The sequence below is a fragment of the Staphylococcus sp. HMSC13A10 genome (assembly GCF_001808005.1).
Taxonomy (GTDB): domain Bacteria; phylum Bacillota; class Bacilli; order Staphylococcales; family Staphylococcaceae; genus Staphylococcus; species Staphylococcus pasteuri.
Window position 1 is genome coordinate 1 of record NZ_KV791863.1, and the last position, 21,327, is coordinate 21,327.

Annotated in this window: 17 protein-coding genes; 15 read left to right on the plus strand and 2 right to left on the minus strand. The window is 32.0% G+C overall.

Going from position 1 to position 21,327, the window contains the following annotated elements; translation table 11 throughout:
- Positions 1–44: 44 nt before the first annotated feature.
- On the minus strand, positions 45–602 hold the full coding sequence (locus HMPREF3125_RS08080; RefSeq protein ID WP_070453015.1) for a choline uptake/conversion transcriptional regulator CudC: 558 nt from the start codon (positions 600–602) through the stop codon (positions 45–47).
- Positions 603–985: 383 nt separating this feature from the next.
- Between HMPREF3125_RS08080 and betB the strand changes: the two genes are divergently transcribed.
- From betB to HMPREF3125_RS08150, 14 genes are all read left to right on the plus strand, one after another.
- A complete protein-coding gene (gene betB / locus HMPREF3125_RS08085; RefSeq protein ID WP_070453018.1) occupies positions 986–2,476 on the plus strand; it encodes a betaine-aldehyde dehydrogenase in 1,491 nt (496 codons plus the stop codon).
- Between the two features lie 144 nt (positions 2,477–2,620).
- Positions 2,621–4,330, plus strand: a complete 1,710-nt coding sequence (gene betA / locus HMPREF3125_RS08090; RefSeq protein WP_017636651.1) for a choline dehydrogenase — start codon at positions 2,621–2,623, stop codon at positions 4,328–4,330.
- Between the two features lie 156 nt (positions 4,331–4,486).
- Positions 4,487–5,662: an amidohydrolase gene (locus tag HMPREF3125_RS08095; protein ID WP_070453021.1), complete on the plus strand. Its 1,176-nt coding sequence runs from the start codon at positions 4,487–4,489 to the stop codon at positions 5,660–5,662.
- Between the two features lie 388 nt (positions 5,663–6,050).
- Positions 6,051–6,260, plus strand: coding sequence for a YozE family protein (locus HMPREF3125_RS08100; RefSeq protein ID WP_017636649.1), 210 nt, complete (start codon positions 6,051–6,053; stop codon positions 6,258–6,260).
- 31 nt (positions 6,261–6,291) lie between these two features.
- A complete protein-coding gene (locus HMPREF3125_RS08105; protein ID WP_070453024.1) occupies positions 6,292–6,765 on the plus strand; it encodes an antibiotic biosynthesis monooxygenase family protein in 474 nt (157 codons plus the stop codon).
- A 173-nt stretch (positions 6,766–6,938) separates the two neighbouring features.
- On the plus strand, positions 6,939–8,528 hold the full coding sequence (mbcS, locus tag HMPREF3125_RS08110; protein WP_070453027.1) for an acyl-CoA synthetase MbcS: 1,590 nt from the start codon (positions 6,939–6,941) through the stop codon (positions 8,526–8,528).
- A 241-nt stretch (positions 8,529–8,769) separates the two neighbouring features.
- Complete coding sequence (gene ppdK / locus HMPREF3125_RS08115; RefSeq protein ID WP_017636646.1) at positions 8,770–11,400, plus strand: pyruvate, phosphate dikinase; 2,631 nt, start codon at positions 8,770–8,772, stop codon at positions 11,398–11,400.
- A gap of 1 nt (position 11,401) precedes the next feature.
- On the plus strand, positions 11,402–12,226 hold the full coding sequence (locus tag HMPREF3125_RS08120) for a pyruvate, water dikinase regulatory protein (RefSeq protein ID WP_070453030.1): 825 nt from the start codon (positions 11,402–11,404) through the stop codon (positions 12,224–12,226).
- 256 nt (positions 12,227–12,482) lie between these two features.
- Entirely contained in the window at positions 12,483–13,976 is a 1,494-nt protein-coding gene (lqo, locus tag HMPREF3125_RS08125) for an L-lactate dehydrogenase (quinone) (RefSeq protein WP_017636644.1), read from the plus strand.
- Between the two features lie 127 nt (positions 13,977–14,103).
- Positions 14,104–15,543 (plus strand): 6-phospho-beta-glucosidase, encoded by a 1,440-nt coding sequence (locus HMPREF3125_RS08130; protein ID WP_070453032.1) that lies wholly within the window; start codon positions 14,104–14,106, stop codon positions 15,541–15,543.
- 31 nt (positions 15,544–15,574) lie between these two features.
- Positions 15,575–15,898, plus strand: coding sequence for a YciI family protein (locus tag HMPREF3125_RS08135; protein WP_070453035.1), 324 nt, complete (start codon positions 15,575–15,577; stop codon positions 15,896–15,898).
- Between the two features lie 164 nt (positions 15,899–16,062).
- Positions 16,063–16,944 carry a LysR family transcriptional regulator gene (locus HMPREF3125_RS08140; RefSeq protein WP_070453038.1) on the plus strand — a complete coding sequence of 294 codons (882 nt, stop codon included), beginning with the start codon at positions 16,063–16,065 and terminating at the stop codon, positions 16,942–16,944.
- 133 nt (positions 16,945–17,077) lie between these two features.
- Positions 17,078–18,922, plus strand: a complete 1,845-nt coding sequence (locus HMPREF3125_RS08145) for a subtype A tannase (protein ID WP_070453041.1) — start codon at positions 17,078–17,080, stop codon at positions 18,920–18,922.
- A 135-nt stretch (positions 18,923–19,057) separates the two neighbouring features.
- A complete protein-coding gene (locus HMPREF3125_RS08150) occupies positions 19,058–19,636 on the plus strand; it encodes a PadR family transcriptional regulator (protein ID WP_070453044.1) in 579 nt (192 codons plus the stop codon).
- Between the two features lie 58 nt (positions 19,637–19,694).
- On the opposite strand, the gene HMPREF3125_RS08155 is transcribed toward HMPREF3125_RS08150, so the two are convergent.
- Positions 19,695–20,585 (minus strand): fructose bisphosphate aldolase, encoded by an 891-nt coding sequence (locus HMPREF3125_RS08155; protein WP_017636636.1) that lies wholly within the window; start codon positions 20,583–20,585, stop codon positions 19,695–19,697.
- 155 nt (positions 20,586–20,740) lie between these two features.
- Between HMPREF3125_RS08155 and HMPREF3125_RS08160 the strand changes: the two genes are divergently transcribed.
- The gene (locus tag HMPREF3125_RS08160; protein WP_029055942.1) at positions 20,741–21,199 is read left to right on the plus strand and encodes a P-loop NTPase family protein; all 459 of its coding nucleotides are present in this window, start codon (positions 20,741–20,743) and stop codon (positions 21,197–21,199) included.
- The last annotated feature ends 128 nt before the right edge of the window (positions 21,200–21,327 follow it).

The following is a 21,327-nucleotide window of genomic DNA, read 5'->3' on the forward strand; positions in this document are numbered from 1 at the left end:
TATAATTGTAGCCTGAGACATTGATTTATGTCTCAGGCTGATTTTTATTTATTATCATTATGTTCTGGAATAGGGAAGTAGTTAAATATTTCACCGGTTTCTAAGGCTTCGCTAAGCTGCGCTAACCACTCGTAATAAACCTTTGAATGGTCGAGTTGTGCTTTAACTTTATTAATGTCTTGACGTTCTTCATCAGTTAAATCGTTGTTATCCAGTAGCGGTTTTAGAAGTGTTTCCGCATCTTTAACAGCTTCCATATTAGTGTCAATTTCTCTTTCCCATTTTTTAGTGAAGAAATTGCGGAAGAAAGTGAAGAAATCTTTTTCAGCGATAAAGTGTTGCTTTCTACTACCTCTTGTAAATTGTTGTTTGACGATATCATAGTCTTGTAATTTTTTAACCCCTGCACTCATGCTAGGTTTACTCATTTGTAGTTGTTGTCGCATTTCATCAAGTGTCATACTTCCTTCAAACACCATGATACCGTAAAGGTTGCCGACACTACGATTAATTCCATATAAATCCATAGTTTCTCCAATGGAATTAATGACCAAGTCTTTGGCTTGCTCGACTTGAGATGAGTAGTTATTCGATTGTGTCATGACTGTACCTCCAATAATAATTATTTTATTTTACCACGTATCACAACAAATTTAACATGATTTCATTTTTTATATGCCAACATTTTATATATTTTATTTTAAAGAGATGAAAAACGACTATATATTATCATTATTTATTGATGAATATATGAAAAGAAGTTCTTTACCATTTCTTTGTTTCTCACCAATTCGAATCTGCTGAGATTAAAAAGGAACACCTTAGCTAAAGCTAATGCGTAAGTATCACTAACCTATTAAGAATAGGAGTGATACTTTATTCTCCAGACCTTTTTGATAAATTGACATATTTTCAATTTCTATGCTAACATAATTCTGTAAAATTCGTTAAATAAAAATTTAACAAACTTAACGGAGGTCATTTGATGGAACTTGTAAAGAACTTGTCTAATCGCCAATACATTGATGGTGAATGGGTAGACAGCTCAAATAAAAATACGAGAGAGATTATTAATCCATATAATCAAGAAGTTATTTTTACAGTAGCTGAAGGTACAAAAGAAGATGTAGAACGAGCAATTTTAGCTGCAAGAAGATCATTTGAAGATGGCGAGTTATCTTCAGAAACAGGTGAAGTCAGAGGTCAAAAAGTCAGAGCGATTGCAGATAAAATTAAAGAACATCGTGAAGAATTAGCTAAATTAGAAACATTAGATACTGGTAAAACATTGGAAGAGTCATATGCAGATATGGATGACATCCATAATGTATTTATATATTTTGCTGGTTTAGCAGATAAAGATGGCGGAGAAATTATCAATACGCCAATTCTAAATTCAGAAAGTAAAGTTGTTAAAGAACCAGTAGGCGTAGTGACTCAAATCACACCATGGAATTATCCTTTATTACAAGCATCTTGGAAAATCGCACCGGCTTTAGCAACAGGTTGCTCATTAGTAATGAAACCAAGTGAAATTACGCCTTTAACAACAATTCGTGTCTTTGAACTAATGGAAGAAGTAGGATTTCCTAAAGGTACAATTAACTTAGTATTAGGTTCAGGTGCTGAAATTGGTGACGTCATGTCAGGTCACGAAGAAGTAGATTTAGTGTCATTTACAGGTGGCATTAAAACAGGTAAACATATCATGAAACAGGCTGCAGACCACGTAACGAATGTAGCGTTAGAACTTGGTGGTAAGAACCCTAATGTTATTTTTGATGATGCTGACTTTGAATTAGCAGTAGACCAAGCATTAAATGGTGGTTACTTCCACGCTGGTCAAGTATGCTCAGCGGGTTCTAGAATTTTAGTTCACAACGATATCAAAGAAAAATTTGAAAAAGCACTTATAGATCGCGTTAGTAAAATTAAACTAGGTAATGGCTTTGATGATGATACTGAAATGGGACCAGTTATTTCTCAAGAACATAGAGATAAAATTGAAAATTATATGCAAATTGCAAAAGATGAAGGTGCAACAATTGCTATAGGTGGCAAACGTCCTGAAAGAGAAGATTTACAAGATGGATTATTCTTCGAGCCTACGGTAATTACAGATTGCGATACATCTATGCGTATAGTGCAAGAAGAAGTATTTGGACCAGTTGTTACTGTTGAAGGATTTGCAGATGAAGCAGAAGCAATTCGTTTAGCTAACGATTCAATATATGGATTAGCAGGCGCTGTATTTAGTAAAGATATTGGTAAAGCACAACGTGTAGCTAATAAATTGAAATTAGGTACAGTTTGGATTAACGATTTCCATCCTTACTTTGCACAAGCACCATGGGGTGGATATAAACAATCAGGTATTGGTAGAGAACTTGGTAAAGAAGGCCTAGAAGAGTATTTATCTACTAAACATATCTTAACTAATACAAACCCAGAACCAGTTAACTTCTTTAGTAAATAAAACATAACAATTATTCAGAGGTTTGAATGATGCGCTATTACTTAATAGGTCATTCGGCCTCTTACATATGTAAGAACGATTCAAGATAACTATGAAAGAGATGAATATAAAAACTAAAAAAATTAATTTCGGAGGTTATTTGTGATGAGTAGAAAACACGATTCATATGATTATATTATCATTGGCGGAGGTAGTGCAGGTTCAGTTTTAGGTGCACGACTAAGTGAAGATAAAGATAAAAATGTATTAGTATTAGAAGCGGGACGCAGTGACTATTTCTGGGATTTATTTATTCAAATGCCAGCAGCATTAATGTTCCCTTCAGGAAATCCTTTATATGATTGGATTTATCAAACTGAAGAAGAACCGCACATGGGACGTAAAGTTGACCATGCACGAGGTAAAGTGTTAGGTGGTTCAAGTTCAATTAACGGAATGATCTTCCAAAGAGGTAACCCAATGGATTATGAAGGTTGGGCAGAACCAGAAGGTATGGAAACTTGGGATTTCGCACATTGCTTGCCATACTTTAAAAAGTTAGAAACAGCATATGGATCAGCGCCTTATGATAAATACAGAGGTCATGATGGACCAATTAAATTAAAACGAGGTCCTGCAACGAATCCATTATTCAAATCATTCTTTGATGCTGGGGTTGAAGCAGGATATCATAAAACACCAGACGTAAACGGATTCCGACAAGAAGGTTTCGGACCATTTGATAGCCAAGTTCATCACGGACGCCGTATGTCTGCATCAAGAGCATATTTACGACCTGCAATGAGACGTAAAAATTTAGATGTAGAAACAAGAGCATTCGTAACAAAAATTAACTTTGATGGTAGAAGAGCTACAGGTGTGACTTATAAGAAAAACGGCAAAGAAAGAACAATCAATGCCAAAGAAGTTATTTTATCAGGTGGCGCATTTAATACACCACAATTGCTACAATTATCTGGAATTGGTGATTCAGAATTCTTAAAATCTAAAGGTATTGAACCTAGAGTTCATTTACCTGGTGTTGGGGAGAACTTCGAAGATCATTTAGAAGTGTATATCCAACATGAATGTAAAGAACCGGTATCTTTACAACCTAGTTTAGATGTAAAACGTATGCCATTTATTGGATTGCAATGGATTTTTGCTCGAAAAGGTGCAGCAGCTTCTAACCACTTTGAAGGTGGAGGATTTGTACGTTCAAATAACGAAGTAGACTATCCTAACTTAATGTTCCACTTCTTGCCAATCGCAGTTCGCTATGATGGTCAAAAAGCACCAGTAGCGCACGGTTATCAAGTACACGTTGGACCTATGTACTCTAATTCACGCGGTAGCTTAAAAATTAAATCTAAAGATCCATTTGAAAAGCCAAGTATAGTATTTAATTATCTTTCAACTAAAGAAGACGAACGTGAATGGGTAGAAGCTATTCGAGTTGCAAGAAATATCTTATCTCAAAAAGCGATGGATCCATTTAATGCAGGAGAAATTTCACCTGGACCTTCTGTACAAACAGATGAAGAAATTTTAGATTGGGTGCGTAAAGACGGAGAAACTGCATTACATCCATCATGTAGTGCTAAAATGGGACCAGCATCAGATCCAATGGCAGTTGTTGATCCACTTACTATGAAAGTACATGGTATGGAAAATTTACGTGTCGTAGATGCTTCTGCTATGCCTAGAACAACTAACGGTAATATCCATGCACCAGTACTTATGTTAGCTGAAAAAGCTGCAGATATTATTCGAGGTAGAAAACCTTTAGAACCTCAATATGTAGATTATTATAAACATGGTGTACATGATGAAATGGCAGGCGCTAAAGAAAACGATCCATTTTATAAACACTAATTAATTATATGATTTCAATCACTTCAATATGACAATGCTCATATTGGAGTGATTTTTTTCTAAATTTATGTCATTTTTAGTCAATAAAAGTGTGACGCAACAATAAACGGGAATAACATATTATAATGTAGATGTATAGATAAAGGAGAGGATTTTATGAGTAATACTTTAGTTGAAAAATTACGCGAAAAAGAAGATCGAATGATAGAAATTAGAAGACATCTTCACCAACATCCAGAATTATCCTTCCATGAAGAAGAAACACCAAAATATATTGCTGACTTTTATAAAGATAAAGATTGTAAATTGGAAACAAATGTGGGACCAAATGGTGTCAAAGTAACTATCGATAGTGGTAAACCTGGCAAAACATTAGCAATTCGTGCAGATTTTGATGCGCTACCTATTAAAGAAGAAACAGGATTATCATTTGCATCTAAAAATGATGGTGTTATGCATGCGTGTGGACATGATGCACATACAGCTTACATGCTTATTTTAGCCGAAACATTAATTGAAATGAAAGACCAATTTAGCGGTAAAGTGATTGTCATTCACCAACCAGCTGAAGAAATGCCTCCAGGTGGCGCGCAAGGTATGATTAAAGATGGTGTGCTTGATGGCGTTGACCATGTATTAGGTGTTCACGTTATGAGTACGATGGAAGCTGGAAAAATTTTTTACAAACCAGAATTTGTACAAACAGGTCGTGCTTACTTTAAATTAACAGTTCATGGTAGAGGCGGTCACGGTTCATCACCTCACATGGCAAATGATGCAATTGTGGCAGGATCTAACTTTGTAACAACTGCACAAACAGTTGTATCTAGACGTTTAAGTCCATTTGAAACTGGTGTCGTTACAATTGGTTCTTTCGATGGTAAAGGTCAATTTAATGTAATCAAAGATACTATTGAAATCGAAGGTGACGTGCGTGCGCTTACGGATGATACAAAAGATACAATTCAAAAAGAATTAACACATCTTGTTGAAGGATTAGAAGCTTCATTTGGCGTAAAATGTGATTTCGAATTTAACAAAGATTACCCTGCATTATATAACAATCCAGAATTCACATCTTATGTAGCTGAAACAATTAAAAATGCAGAAGGAACAGATATTCAAGGTGTAGAAGAATGTGAAGCACAACCACCTTCTGAAGACTTTGCATTTTATGCAGTAGAACTACCAAGTACATTTATTTATTCAGGAGCAGCACCAGAAGATGGCGAAGTATATCCACACCATCACCCTAAATTTAATATTAGTGAATCATCTATGTTAGTTGCTGCTGAAGCAGTAGGTACTGTTGTATTAGACTATTTAAATTAAGATAGATGACTATAAATTACAGATTAAAATATGTAAATTAAAATAATAAGTATGCCCGTCAGTCTAACAGCACTCTTATGTGCTATGTTGCTATTAGTACTGGCGGGCTACTCATACATATGACTATTGCGCTTATAAGTTTTAATATTTTAACTTATCAAACCCATGTTTAAACTTATATTTAACGTTGTTTAAATCATTAAGCAAACTGATGAACGAGACATCAATAACTAATGTATTAAAGAGAAATTTATGATATAAAAACGAACTAATTAATTTCGTCATTATTTTGCAAATAGAAAAATATATTAGACTATTTAATTTTGATTGGTGTTTTATTTACTAATTCGTGATATCATTAATATATTAAGTAAGAAGAGGTGATTTAGTGACGTTTTATGAGTTTATACAAGGATTTACTGGAGACCAAACACCTCTAGGAGAACTAGCCGCTTGGGTTGATAAAGATGTACAATTTCCAAAAGAAGAAAAATTAGCGAAGAATATTTTAAATTATTTTAAACAAATAACAAATTTAGATGATGAAATACTAGAAATAGTTAAAAGATCACTTTCAATATATGAACAAAATATTTAAACGTAAAATGAATTAGAATGAAGGAACTAATATGTTACTAAATGATTATTATAAAATGTATAAAATGAATGAATCTAATGATGAATTTATGATTGAGAAAAATAATGATGCACAATATTATGATATTTTAGAATCAATTAATCAATTATCAAATGATACATTTTGTGTGCTCAATCATTTATTTGTAAATGAAGATAAAGAAGACCAATTTGAAGATAAATTCTTATCACGTCAAAAACACCTTCAAGATGTACCAGGGTTTAAAGCATTGCGCTTCCTTAAACCTCGAACAAATCATAGACATTATATTATTGTTACATTATGGGAATCGAGACAAGCGTTTTATGACTGGCAAAATTCATCAGAATACGCACAAACACATCGTAAACGAGGTACTAAACAAGGCGTTGATAATCAAATTGTGAATCGTGATTTTTCATATAACATTAGAATAGAATTAGAAGATTTGAAAAAACAAATGCTAGATTATGAAGATATATTTTAAATCATAGAAGGGCGGATAGAAATCATTTTATGTAAATGCTATTTCGGATCCGTCCTTTTTTTATTATAAAAGATCATTTTAGTTTAGTAGATAGATACTAAAGAGTAAAATATATCAATGAGATTATACATTTGATAATATAATAGTGAATGTTAAGGAAAGGGAGTAATATAATGGAAAAAACTGATTTACTAGCACCAGAAAAATACAATATTACATCTGCAATCGAACAATATGCTTCAGACGCATCTAAAAAAGCAATCATTTATCGTGATTCAGAACATGATCATATAGAAGTGACTTATCAGGAATTAATAAAAAATGCTAATAAAGTAGGTAATATATTTAAAAAGCATGGTTTGAAATATGGTGACAAAGTTTTAATTATGATGCCAAGAGCTATTGCTACCTATGAATTATACATTGCAGCTTTAAAATTAGGTATTGCCATTATTCCAAGTTCTGAAATGTTACGTACAAAAGACTTACAATATCGTGTAAGTCATGGAGAAATTGATGCGGTTATTTCATTTGGAAAATTTATTAAGGAATTTGAAGGATTAAAAGAATATCAAAGCCTTACTAAATTTATCGTTGGTGATACACACGAAGATTGGATTTCGATTGAGGAAGAAAAAGCAAGTGTTAGTGATGAACTTGAAGCAGCAGACACATCTCGTGAAGATGTTGCTATATTATCTTATACATCAGGCACTACAGGAAACCCAAAAGCAGTTACTCATTCACATGGTTGGGGTTATGCCCACCTACAAATGGCACCTAAACATTGGTTATGTATTAAAGAAGATGATTTAGTTTGGGCAACTGCTGCACCTGGATGGCAAAAATGGGTATGGAGTCCTTTCTTATCAACTTTAGGTTCTGGAGCAACAGCATTTGTTTATAATGGTCGTTTTAAACCAGAAACATATCTAGAATTATTACAAGATTATCAAATTAACGTCCTATGCTGTACACCTACAGAGTATCGTATGATGGCTAAACTACAAAATCTTGATGAATATAATTTAGAACATTTGCATAGTGCAGTTTCTGCAGGTGAACCATTAAATAGAGAAGTTGTAGAACAGTTTAAAAAATATTTTGATATTATTGTTAGAGATGGATATGGTCAAACAGAAAGTACATTATTAATTGGATTCCTGAAAGATACAGCACCTCGACCTGGAGCAATGGGTAAATCTATACCAGGAAGTTATACAACAATTATTGATGACGATGGTAATGAAGTAGAAGCCAATGTTAAAGGTAATATTGCAGTCCCATTAGACTTACCTGCACTGTTTAAAGGTTACTATAAAGAACCAGAACGAACTGCTTCAGCAAGATTAGGCGATTACTATGTTACTGGAGATTTAGCACATCAAGATGAAGATGGTTATTTCTGGTTTGAAGGTCGTAAAGATGACATTATCATTAGCTCTGGCTATACGATTGGACCATTTGAAGTTGAAGATGCTTTAACAAATCACCCAGCTGTCAAAGAATGTGCTGTCGTTGCAAGCCCTCATGAATTGAGAGGTAATATTGTAAAAGCATTTATTATTCTGCAAAATGGATATGAAGGAACTGAAGAATTAATTAAAGAACTTCAAACATTTACGAAAAATGAAGTTGCACCATACAAGTATCCTCGTTCTATTGAATTTGTAGAAGATTTACCTAAAACTAATTCAGGTAAAATTAGACGTGTAGAATTAAGAGATGCAGAAATTGAAAAATATAATCAACAACATGAATAAATAAGTATATTAGACACCGCTTTAATTAAAGTGGTGTCTTTTTTTAATAGTTATTAGTATGACACATTTAACCAAAATAATATTAATAATTAAACTGTTCCAATTTGAGAATGTTTTATAACCAAATTATGACAAAATTAGTAACTAATAGAAAACGTTTACATATAAATCTTGTCTTTTTTAACTCAATATGACATACTCTAAAATGATTAGTATGACATATTGAGAGAGGTGCTTATTTATGGAAAAATTAATTTATGCATTTGATGAAGGTAATAAGACTATGAAAGATTTACTTGGAGGTAAAGGTGCGAATTTATCTGAAATGAAACGGTTAGGATTACCAGTTCCAGATGGTTTTACAATTACAACTGCAGCTTGTATTGACTATTTGAAACAAGGTGGTCAATTATCTGATAATGTGACATCACAATTACAAGAACATTTAAACGCATTTTCAAATCGAACAGGTAAGTCATTTTCATCACAAGAAGACTTATTACTTGTATCAGTGCGTAGTGGTGCAAAAATATCGATGCCTGGGATGATGGATACGATTTTAAATTTAGGATTAAATGACGAAAACGTTGAAAAACTTGCAAATAAAACTAATGACGCCAGATTTGCATATGATTGTTATCGTCGTTTACTACAAATGTTTGGTGACGTTGTATACGGCGTACCGATGAATCGATTTGATACATATTTTGATAACTATAAGAAGGAACATCAATTTGAGTCAGATGCAGATATTACTGCCGATGGATTAAAACATATATGTGAAAAGTATAAAGATATTTATATGGAGTATGGTAGTAAACCATTTCCTCAAGATCCTTATAAGCAATTAAAAGAAGCAATTGAAGCAGTATTTAAATCTTGGGACAATGATCGTGCACGTGTCTATAGAGATTTGAATGATATTCCTCATGACATAGGTACAGCTGTAAATATACAGGAAATGGTGTTTGGTAATAGTGGAGAACAAAGCGGTACTGGTGTGGCGTTTACTAGGAATCCAGTTACTGGAGAAAATAAATTGTTCGGTGAGTACTTATTAAACGCACAAGGTGAAGATGTAGTGGCAGGTATACGTACGCCACAAGATATTAATACATTAAAAGATCAAATGCCTGATGTACATAAAAATTTTGTCGAAGTAACAAAGCAATTAGAAACACATTATAAAGACTTACAAGATATTGAATTTACTATTGAAAATGGACAACTATACTTACTTCAAACACGTAATGGTAAACGTACAGCACGAGCAGCAATAAAAGTTGCAGTTGATTTAGTTAATGAAGGTCTTATATCTAAAGAAGAAGCTGTAACTCAAGTAGATGTTAAATCAATTGAAACACTTTTACATCCAAACTTTAAAGAAGAATCATTAAAGCAGGCAACTGTAATTTCTAAAATGGGACTTCCAGCCAGTCCAGGGGCTGCTACTGGTCAACTCGTATTTTCTGCGGAGGAAGCTAAAGAACAAGCAGAAAGTGGTAATAAGGTGATTTTAATGAGACCTGAAACATCTCCAGAAGATATAGAAGGAATGGTAGCTAGTGAAGCTATAGTAACAACTCATGGTGGAATGACATCTCATGCAGCAGTCGTTGCAAGAGGTATGGGAAAATGTTGTGTTACTGGATGTTCTGATGTAGAGATAGATACAGTGAATAAAACTGTAAATTATCCTAATGGAGATGTTTTACGTGAAGGAGATATTGTATCCGTAGATGGTAGTGCAGGTGATTTATATCTAGGGGAAATTGAAACAGTAAGTGCAGAACATAGTGATGAATTTGAACAGTTTATGCAGTGGTCTGAAGAAACGGCTAGATTACAAGTACGCATGAATGCTGAAACTCCTCAAGATATTAAATCTGGGTATGAATTTAATGCTAAAGGTATTGGTTTAGTAAGAACAGAGCACATGTTCTTTGGAGCTGAACGACTAGTAGAAATGCGAAGATTTATTTTAGCGTCAAATTATGAAGAACGTGTTGAAGCATTAAACAAAATTAAAACATATCAAATAGAAGATTTTGAATCTATTTTTAAATTATCGGATGGCCGTCCAACAATTGTACGTTTACTCGATCCACCATTACATGAATTTTTACCAGCTTCAGAAGAAGATATTCAAATTGTAGCCAAACAATTAGATGTCTCAACTGATTACTTAAAAAGAAGAATCAATGATTTGAATGAAGTCAATCCTATGTTAGGTCATAGAGGATGTCGTTTGGCAGTCACTTATCCTGAATTATATGAGATGCAAGTAGAAGCAATTATGAGTAGTGTATTTAACCTTCAACAACAAGGAATAGAATCCCAACCTGAGATTATGATTCCACTAGTTTCTACAGTAGAGGAATTTACGACACTAAAAAAACAATTAATTACAACAATCAATGATTTAGAGAATGAAACGAATAGCAAAGTACCATATTTAATTGGCACAATGATTGAAACACCAAGAGCATGCCTGATTGCTGGCCAATTAGCACAACATTGTGATTTCTTTAGCTTTGGAACTAACGATTTAACACAATTGACATATGGTTTCTCAAGAGATGATGCAGGTAAATTTATAAACGTGTATACTGAAAATAACATATTACAGCTTGATCCATTCCAAACATTAGATAATGATGGTGTAGGTCAATTGATTAACTTAGCCGTAACAAATGCTAAACAAGTCAATCCGTCTATTAAAATTGGAGTTTGTGGAGAATTAGGTGGCGATGCTAAATCAATTCATCGTTTTAATCAGTTATCTATTGATTATGTTTCATGTTCTCCATTCCGCGTGCCTGGGGCAATCTTAGCTACAGCTCAGAGTCAAGCTGAAGAAAGTGAGAGATAAGGTGAAAGAACATAATGAACAAGAATTAACGATTTATATTGTTTCTGATTCAATAGGGGAAACAGCTCAGCGAATGATTCATGCAACGCTAACTCAATTTCCAGATTTAACACAAATAGAAATTAAGAAATTTCCTTATATTAAAGATGAGATGGAGTTTCTTAACGTATTAGAATTGGCACGTGAAAAAAATGCCATTGTTGTTACAACATTAGTTAATGAATCATTTAATGCATTAGGACATCAATACGCGAACGAACATCAATTATCATATATAGACTATATGTCAGAGTTAATTACGATGATTGAAAAACATACGACATCTACGCCTTTAATGGAAAGTGGCGCGTTACGTAAGATGAATACAGAATACTTTAATAGAATTGAAGCTATAGAGTATTCTGTGAAGTACGATGACGGTAAACATTTTACTGATATTGGAGAAGCGGACGCATTAATTGTCGGAGTTTCTAGAACGTCTAAAACACCGTTAAGTATGTATTTAGCTAATAAAGGTTACAAAATTACTAATATACCATTAGTACCTGAAGTTACAATTCCTGAAAGTGTATTTCAACATAAAAATTTAAAAGTATTTGGATTAACAGCAAGCCCTAATTATATTGCCAATATTAGAAAAAATCGTGCAGAAGCTTTAGGTATTTCTAAAACATCAACTTACAATAGTTTAGAAAGAATTAAGAAGGAACTGTCCTACGCTGAAGAAATATTTAATAAATTAAATGCTATTGTGATTAATACAGAATACAAATCGATAGAAGAATCGGCATTTTATATCGAAAGGTTTTTACAACAGAAAGACTAAAAGTTAAAACTATTATGAAATGAAGTAAAGTAATATATAGATTTGCATGCTTTTGTGAATAAAATATAATCATAAACAAAACCAATTTCTATTATTATAAAGAATAATAATTTACTTTTCCGATAGCTTGATTTAACATAATAATAGAAGACTAGTTTGCGAGATGGATTGTTAGAAAAATTGTATTGAGCTTTGATTGAAAATACAGTTTTAGTGGACTGGTGTAAGTATTTATTATATTGGAGAGGTGAACAAAATGGCAAAGTCTGACAAAAAAGACGTAATTTTAATTGGTGCCGGTGTACTTAGTACAACATTCGGTTCAATGCTAAAAGAAATTGCGCCAGACTGGAATATTCATTTATATGAACGTTTAGACCGTCCTGGTATTGAAAGTTCTAATGAACGTAACAATGCTGGTACAGGTCACGCCGCACTTTGTGAATTGAACTATACTGTTCAACAACCTGATGGTTCAATTGATATTGAAAAAGCAAAAGAAATCAACGAACAATTTGAGATTTCTAAACAATTTTGGGGTCATTTAGTTAAAACTGGAAACATTGAAGATCCACGTGCATTCATTAACCCATTACCTCATATTAGCTTTGTAAGAGGTAAAAATAACGTTAAGTTCTTAAAAGACCGTTATGAAAAAATGAAAGCTTTCCCAATGTTCGATAATATCGAATACACAGAAGATATTGATGTAATGAGAAAGTGGATTCCATTAATGATGAAAGGCCGTCAAGATGATGGTAGCTACATGGCAGCAAGTAAAATTAATGAAGGTACAGATGTTAACTACGGTGAATTAACTCGTAAAATGGCTCAACACCTTCAAGAAACTGACAATGTAGATGTTCATTATAATCATGAAATCATTGATTTTGAACGTTTATCTAATGGTAAATGGTCAGTTAAAATAAAAAATCGTAACACTGGTGAAGTTTTTGAACAAGAAACAGACTATGTATTTATTGGTGCCGGTGGCGGAGCAATTCCACTATTACAAAAAACTGGTATCCCTGAAAGTAAACATTTAGGTGGGTTCCCAATTAGTGGACAATTTATCGCTTGTACAAATCCAGAAGTGATTAAACAACACGATGCCAAAGTTTATGGTAAAGAACCACCAGGCACACCACCAATGACTGTACCTCACTTAGATACACGTTATATTGATGGTGAAAGAACATTGTTATTTGGACCATTTGCGAATGTAGGTCCTAAATTCCTTAAAAACGGTTCAAACTTAGATTTATTCAAATCAGTTAAACCATACAATATTACAACATTATTAGCATCTGCTGTTAAAAACTTACCATTAATTAAATATTCATTCGACCAAGTGATTATGACTAAAGAAGGTTGTATGAACCACTTACGTACGTTCTATCCAGAAGCACGTGATGAAGATTGGCAAGTTTATACAGCAGGTAAACGTGTTCAAGTAATCAAAGATACTAAAGAACACGGTAAAGGTTATATCCAATTTGGTACAGAAGTAGTAAACTCTGAAGATCACTCAGTAATTGCATTATTAGGTGAATCACCAGGGGCATCAACTTCAGTATCAGTAGCATTAGAAGTACTTGAAAAGAACTTTGCTGAATATGCTGATGAATGGAAACCATTAATCAAAAAAATGATTCCTTCATACGGTGAATCATTAATTGAAGATGAACAATTAATGAGAAAAATCCGTAAACAAACTTCAAAAGATCTAAAATTAGGTTATTACGAATAGTAATAGATAGAATAACTCAACCAAAGTTGAACGAACACTTTGGTTGAGTTTTTTGTTTATTTTATCGAAAATTTGAAAAATAAATTGTTATAATAAAACCAATAAATAGAGAAATGAGGTTTTACAAATGTCTAAATTACCAAAAGATTTTCTATGGGGAGGCGCGTTAGCAGCCAATCAATTTGAAGGGGGATATGATCAAGGTGGAAAAGGTCTTAGTGTTATTGATGTCATGACAGCTGGCGAACATGGTAAAGCACGTGAAATTACACAAGATGTTGATCCTAATAAATATTATCCAAATCATGAAGGTATCGATTTTTATCATCGTTATAAAGAAGATGTGAAATTATTTAGTGAAATGGGACTGAAATGTCTTCGTACCTCTATTGCGTGGACAAGAATATTACCTAATGGCGATGAAGTAGAACCTAATGAAGAAGGTTTGAAATTCTATGATGATTTATTTGATGAATTACTAAAATACGATATTCAACCAATTATTACATTATCTCATTTTGAAATGCCACTTCATTTAGCTAGAGAATATGGTGGTTTTAAAAATAGAAAAGTAGCAGATTTCTTTGCTCATTTTGCAGAAACTGTATTTAAACGTTATAAAAATAAAGTTAAATATTGGATGACTTTTAATGAAATTAATAACCAAATGGATTTAAATAATCCAATTTTCCTATGGACGAATTCTGGAGTATTACTTTCAGAAGATGATAATAAAGAAGAAGTGCTATATCAAGTTGCACATAATGAACTTATTGCTAGCGCTAAAGCTGTTAAAATTGGTAAAGAAATTAACCCTGAATTTGAAATTGGTGCTATGATTTCTCACGTTCCAATTTATCCATATAGCTGCAACCCTAAAGATATGATGGAAGCAGAAATTGCTGGTAGATTAAGATTCTTCTTCCCAGATGTTCAAGTAAGAGGTTATTACCCAGGTTATGCTACAAAAATGTTCGAACGTGAGAATATGGATATTGGTTGGGTAGAAGGTGATGATCAAATTTTACGTGAAGGTACTGTAGATTATATTGGATTTAGCTATTATATGTCTACTGTTGTTAAATCTGATAGTGAAACAAGTGTTGAAGATAATATCATTAATGGAGGACTACCTAATTCAGTTGAAAATCCTTACATTCAAACAAGCGATTGGGGTTGGGCAATTGATCCAGTAGGACTTAGATTTACATTGAATGTATTATACAATCGTTATCAAATTCCATTATTCATTGTAGAAAATGGTTTTGGTGCTGTGGATGAGTTTGATAAAAATGGAGAAATACATGATGATTATCGTATCAATTATTTAAAAGAACATATCCAAGCCTCAATTGAAGCGGTTGATCAAGATGGCGTAGATTTAATGGGTTATACACCTTGGGGTATTATTGATATCATTTCATTTACAACAGGAGAAATGAAAAAACGTTATGGTTTAATACATGTTGATCGAGATAATGAAGGTAATGGTACACTTGATCGTACTAAGAAAGATTCATTTGATTGGTACAAACACGTGATTGAAACCAATGGTGAGGATTTATAGAAATATAATGACAAACTAAAGGAGACGCAAGATGGCCTATTATTTAGTAAAATTTGTACACACCGATATAGAACATTGGAAACAACATGTGAGAGATCATGCAATATATCTATATCAACTTGTTGAATCAGGAGATTTATTACTTTCAGGACCTATTGAAAATAATGATGATTATCAAAAAGAAGCTTATCTGGTACTCAAAGCAGACAATGAAGCACAATTAATGGCATTGTTGAAAGCTGATCCATTTTGGAAACAAGGATTAGTATCAGATTATACTATCGAAAAATGGACACCAATGTTTGGAAATCCTGGAAATATCTATATAACACCTCCAACAAATCAAGACAACTAAAAAATATATAACATTATAGAAGATGGAACTATACAATAATTAGAATTTGTAATTATTTTAGTTCCATCTTTTTTTAATAAGGTATATAATTTTTCATAATTATTAAACCACAATTATATCTTTATAATTTATTGAAAGATATCGAATTGAAGGAGTTGTTATTCATGGATATAAATCATTTAAAAGAATTTATACTTCTTGCAAAATATGAGAATTATCTTAAGGCTTCACAAGAATTGTTTATAGCACAGTCAACATTATCAAAACATATGACTGCTTTGGAAAATGATATAGGACATCGTTTAATTGATAGGACTAATAAGAAGATAGAATTAACTGAATCTGGTAGTCTATTTCTTCATTATGCTAAACAAATTTGTCAAAATGAAGAGGAATTAAAGAAACATCTTTCATTAAAAGATGTAGATGATATAGTAACAATAAATATGGGCGCTTCTCGTTTGATGATTGAATATGGTATTACGGAATTGGTATCTCAATGTGTGAAATTATATCCTAAGGTTAGATTTAAAATTACAGAAGGCTCGGAGATAGAATTAAAACAAGCTATTGATCAACAAAAACTTGATATTAGTTTTATTAGAGAACTTTCTCCGGCCAAAAGTAATAATAGTTTTGTATATATGAAAGAACAACTTTGTGCAATTGCTAAGAATACACATCCTTTAGCTAACCAAGATGAAATATCATTAGAAATGTTAAAAGATGAACAACTTTATTTGCCACCTGATTTTACAGTAGAACACCAAGCCTTCCTCAAATGTTGTGAGAAAGAACAATTTTATCCAATTATTTCATTTACTGCTCCTCGAATGGAGAATTTATTAGAAATGGTTAATATTAATGAAGGTATTGCATTGATAATGGAGCATCAAGCCCGTTTTTATTTAAATGAATCTTACAAGTTAATTCCATTGAAGCCGGAAATTGATTCTTATATTAATTGTAAGTTACATCATGACTGCCCAGATTCAAAAGAATTAGAGAACTTTATGTCTATTGCCCGTCAAAATTCAAAAAATTAAAGAAGGTAAGTCAAGAGACCAACGACTTAATATACGTTTCTAATTCAGAATACAAACACCTCTAAAATCGAATTGATAGTGCTTAGTTTCCTCGCTATGATTAAAATTATATTAATTAAAGGAGGAAACTTATATGAAAAAAGCCTTAGCCCTAATGTTAACAGCTAGTTTATTGCTAACTGGATGTGAGTCAGGTCATCACGATAATAATCAAAGTAAAACTCATACAAAAGGTGTGAATGTTTCAAATACTAAAATTAAAGATTATAAACAAGCATCCTCTAAATTAAAGATTGATAATACAAAATGGAAATATGATAGTAAAAATAAAGTGTATTATCAATTAAATATAAGTTATGTAAGTCATCCTCAAGCTAAAAATGTTGAAAAATTAGGTATATATGTTCCTGCTGCGTATTTTAAAGGTAAGAAAAATAAAGATGGTACATATACTGTTACTGTAAATAATGAAAACAAAGTAAATGGTTATTCAGCTAAAAATGCACCATTAGTGTATCCGGTTAATACACCGGGTTATGCTGAACAAAGTGCACCAACTTCATATAAATATAGTAATATTTCAAAATATATGAAAGCCGGATTTATATATGTAGAGGCTGGATTAAGAGGACGTAGTATGAATATCGGAAATAGTTCCAGTAGTTCATCTAATAAATCATATGAGTATGGAGCTCCATGGGGAGTTACTGATTTGAAAGCGGCTATTCGTTATTATAGATTTAATTCTAATGAATTACCTGGTAATAGTGAAAAAGTCTACACATTTGGTCACAGTGGTGGTGGCGCACAAAGTGCTATTGCAGGAGCATCTGGAGATAGTAAAACATATTATAAATATTTGAAAAAAATTGGCGCAGCAATGACTGATAAAAAAGGGAAATATATTAGCGATAAAATTGACGGTGTAATGTCTTGGTGTCCTATTACAAATTTAGATGAAGCAGATGCAGCATATGAATGGCAAATGGGGCAATATACAAACAGCAATAGTAGAAAAAACAAAACATTCCAAAAAGCATTATCTAATGATTTAGCTCAATCATATGGATCATATATCAACAAATTAAATTTAACTACTAATGGACAAAAATTATCACTTAATAAATCTAAACAAGGTTATTATACTGAAGGTTCATATGCAAAATATCTAAAAAAAGAAGTTGAAGAATCAGCTACTGACTTTTTAAATAATACTAAGTTTCCTTATAAGAAAACAGATAATCAACAAGCTGGAATGGGTCAAAGTAAGGCACCATCTAATGGTCAAAAGCCAAAAGGTAAAGGTGCTATGCCAAAAATGGGCTCTCAATCAAATAACAAAACATATAAAACTATGGATGCTTATCTTAAAGATCTGAATAAAAAAGGTAAATGGATCACTTATAATAAGAAAACTAAGAAAGCGCATATCACTAGTCTTAAAGACTTTGCCAAATATTATAAAACACCATCTAAATCAGTACCAGCATTTGATGATTTAAAACGTAGTCAAGCAGAAAATAATGTATTTGGCACAAATGGTAATCATACAAAACTACATTTTGATAAAACAACGGCTAAATTGTTAAAACAAAATCAAAGTAAATATTCAAAAATGAGTGGCTGGAAAAATAAATATGTAGATAATTATAATGATGACTTAAAACAAAAAGATAAACTTAACCAATCTGTAGAAACACGTATGAATATGTATAATCCGATGTACTATTTATCTAATTATTATAAAGGATATGGAAAATCAAATGTTGCGAAACATTGGAGAATCAGAACGGGAATTCAACAAGGCGATACAGCATTAAATACTGAAACAAATCTGTCATTAGCTTTAAAACAGTATGTTGGAAATAAAAATGTTGATTTCAAAACTGTATGGGATCAAGGCCATACAATGGCAGAAACTTCAGGAAATAGCGATACTAATTTTATCAAATGGGTAGAAAAAAATAATAAAAAATAAAGTGACAATTGAACCTGAAACGTCAAATAGATGTTTCAGGTTTTAATTTATACTAAAAAATAACGATATATCGTTGACTTATTTCGATATATCGTTTATGATACTGATATATCGAAATAGAGAAAGGTGATTAATATGTTTAATAGAAATGAAAATAGAATGAACGGTCATATGAGAAGATTTGAAGGATTTGGTATGAATGGAGGACCTGGTAGAGGACCAGGACAGTTTGGTGGCTTTAGAAAAATGAATGGCAAAGATAGATTTTTTAAAAAAGGAAATCTTCAATATGTCATTTTACAAATGTTACAAGAAGAACCAAGACACGGGTATCAAATTATTAAAGATTTAGAAGGAAGATTCAATGGATTCTATGCACCTAGCCCAGGTTCAGTATATCCAATATTACAAATGTTAGAAGATAGAGATTTTGTATCTATTCATAAAGAAGGAAATAAAAAAGTATATTCTATTACTGATGAAGGTACTCAATTTTTAGAAGAAAATCCTGAAAATGAAGACTTTAAGAAACGAATGGAACAATTTAAAAATGCTGATTTTGAAGGAATGAAAGCAGCACGTAAACAACTACATGAAGTGTTTAAATTATTTATGGAAGCATCACAACAAGCAATGAATGATAACGAGAAAAAAGAAAAATTTGATGCGATTATTAAAGAAACTAAAGAAAAATTAGAACAACTAACTAAATAATAGATAAGAATAAAAAAAGACACGTGATTTAATCACGTGTCTTTTCTATATTAATATATTAGTTTTTATTAACTGAAGCATCATAGATTGAATCTACTGCGTCACCTAATGCTTTATCGAATTCTTCTTGTGATTGACTAGCTCTTAAGTCACTAGCTAATGCACGAGAGAAGCTTGCGATAAGATCTTCGTTGTCTTTTAATAATTTATTAGCTTCATCTCTGCTGTAACCGCCTGATAATACTACAACACGTACAACATTTGGATGTTGAGCTAATTCTTTATATAAGTTAGGTTGAGTTGGGATAGTTAATTTAAGCATAACTAATTGATCGCTGTCTAAATTGTCTAAACCTTTTTTAAGTTCATCTTTTAAGACATTTTCAATTTCTGCTTTATCTTTAGCGTTGATATTTACTTCAGGTTCAATAATTGGAACTAAACCTTTAGCGATAATTTTTTTAGCGAATTCAAATTGTTGTTCAACAACATCTTTGATACCTTGTTCATTTAATTCTAAAATGTTTGAACGCATTTTAGTACCGAAAATATGACGTTCATTAGCACGATCTAAAGTGTCGTCTAAATCGTCAATTGGTTTCATTAATTGAACACCGTTTTGTTCTTCAGCTAAACCTTTATCTACTTTTAAGAAAGGAACAACACCTTTATCAGCTAAATAGTCTCCAGTATATTTACCTTCAACTTCACGATCCATAGTTTGTTCGAAAAGAATCGCACCTAAAATTTTATCAGCTGAGAATGATGGTGAAGTTACAACGCGTGTACGCATATCATGAACAAGTTTGAACATTTCATCATCATTGCTATATTCATCTTCATTAATACCATATTCTTTTAAAGCTTTAGGTGTACTACCACCACTTTGGTCTAATGCTGCAATAAAGCCTTTACCGTTCTTCATTTTTTCTAATTGTTCTTTATTCATACTTTCCACTCCTTAACTTAACTTTCATCTACAGTATGATAAAAATTAATCTGATTCTCAAGCGATTCAACTTATAAATTTCAAGAAAATTACACTATAATAGTATAAAGTCAAAAAATCGACTTATAATAATGTTCGTAAAGGTGGTGGGGATGATGTGTAGAAGAATACTAATCATTGGTAGTCCAGGAACTGGTAAATCAACTTTAAGCAATCTACTTAGCCATCAAATGAATTTACCACTTTATCATTTAGATGACATATTTTGGAAAAATTCAATTTCAACTATAAGCCAACAACAATTTATTAGTGAAATTCAGAAAATAATAATGTTAAATAAATGGATTATTGATGGAAACTATACAGATACTTTAGAAATGAGAGTGTGTAAGGCTGATACAATAATTTGGTTACAAGAAACACGATTAAAGTGTATGTTGAGAGCAGTTAAAAGATATATCAAACACGTTGTAACCAATAAAAATGTCGGTGCGAATCCTAAAACAATGAGTATAGAATTTCTAAAGTACATATGGGACTTTCCTAAAGAAAATCACGAAAAAATAAAAGCGATTAAACGTCAATATCCAGAGAAATTATGGATTATTAAATAACCAACAATTATTTCCGATAATTTATGTATGTAAAATACAAATTAAATGATGCAATGTGCTAATATATAATTAAGAAAAGTTTTCTTTAATTTAATATATTGTTTAAAAACATAAAATGGTTAAGAAAT

What these genes read in the sequence shown, in the direction of transcription:
- HMPREF3125_RS08155 (WP_017636636.1), bottom strand. Translation starts at nt 20,585, where the DNA reads ATGAATAAAGAACAATTAGAAAAAATGAAGAACGGTAAAGGCTTTATT.
- HMPREF3125_RS08150 (WP_070453044.1), top strand. Translation starts at nt 19,058, where the DNA reads ATGTTTAATAGAAATGAAAATAGAATGAACGGTCATATGAGAAGATTT.
- ppdK (WP_017636646.1), top strand. Translation starts at nt 8,770, where the DNA reads ATGGAAAAATTAATTTATGCATTTGATGAAGGTAATAAGACTATGAAA.
- betB (WP_070453018.1), top strand. Translation starts at nt 986, where the DNA reads ATGGAACTTGTAAAGAACTTGTCTAATCGCCAATACATTGATGGTGAA.
- HMPREF3125_RS08160 (WP_029055942.1), top strand. Translation starts at nt 20,741, where the DNA reads ATGTGTAGAAGAATACTAATCATTGGTAGTCCAGGAACTGGTAAATCA.
- lqo (WP_017636644.1), top strand. Translation starts at nt 12,483, where the DNA reads ATGGCAAAGTCTGACAAAAAAGACGTAATTTTAATTGGTGCCGGTGTA.
- HMPREF3125_RS08145 (WP_070453041.1), top strand. Translation starts at nt 17,078, where the DNA reads ATGAAAAAAGCCTTAGCCCTAATGTTAACAGCTAGTTTATTGCTAACT.
- betA (WP_017636651.1), top strand. Translation starts at nt 2,621, where the DNA reads ATGAGTAGAAAACACGATTCATATGATTATATTATCATTGGCGGAGGT.
- HMPREF3125_RS08130 (WP_070453032.1), top strand. Translation starts at nt 14,104, where the DNA reads ATGTCTAAATTACCAAAAGATTTTCTATGGGGAGGCGCGTTAGCAGCC.
- HMPREF3125_RS08095 (WP_070453021.1), top strand. Translation starts at nt 4,487, where the DNA reads ATGAGTAATACTTTAGTTGAAAAATTACGCGAAAAAGAAGATCGAATG.
- HMPREF3125_RS08140 (WP_070453038.1), top strand. Translation starts at nt 16,063, where the DNA reads ATGGATATAAATCATTTAAAAGAATTTATACTTCTTGCAAAATATGAG.
- HMPREF3125_RS08105 (WP_070453024.1), top strand. Translation starts at nt 6,292, where the DNA reads ATGTTACTAAATGATTATTATAAAATGTATAAAATGAATGAATCTAAT.
- HMPREF3125_RS08135 (WP_070453035.1), top strand. Translation starts at nt 15,575, where the DNA reads ATGGCCTATTATTTAGTAAAATTTGTACACACCGATATAGAACATTGG.
- mbcS (WP_070453027.1), top strand. Translation starts at nt 6,939, where the DNA reads ATGGAAAAAACTGATTTACTAGCACCAGAAAAATACAATATTACATCT.
- HMPREF3125_RS08080 (WP_070453015.1), bottom strand. Translation starts at nt 602, where the DNA reads ATGACACAATCGAATAACTACTCATCTCAAGTCGAGCAAGCCAAAGAC.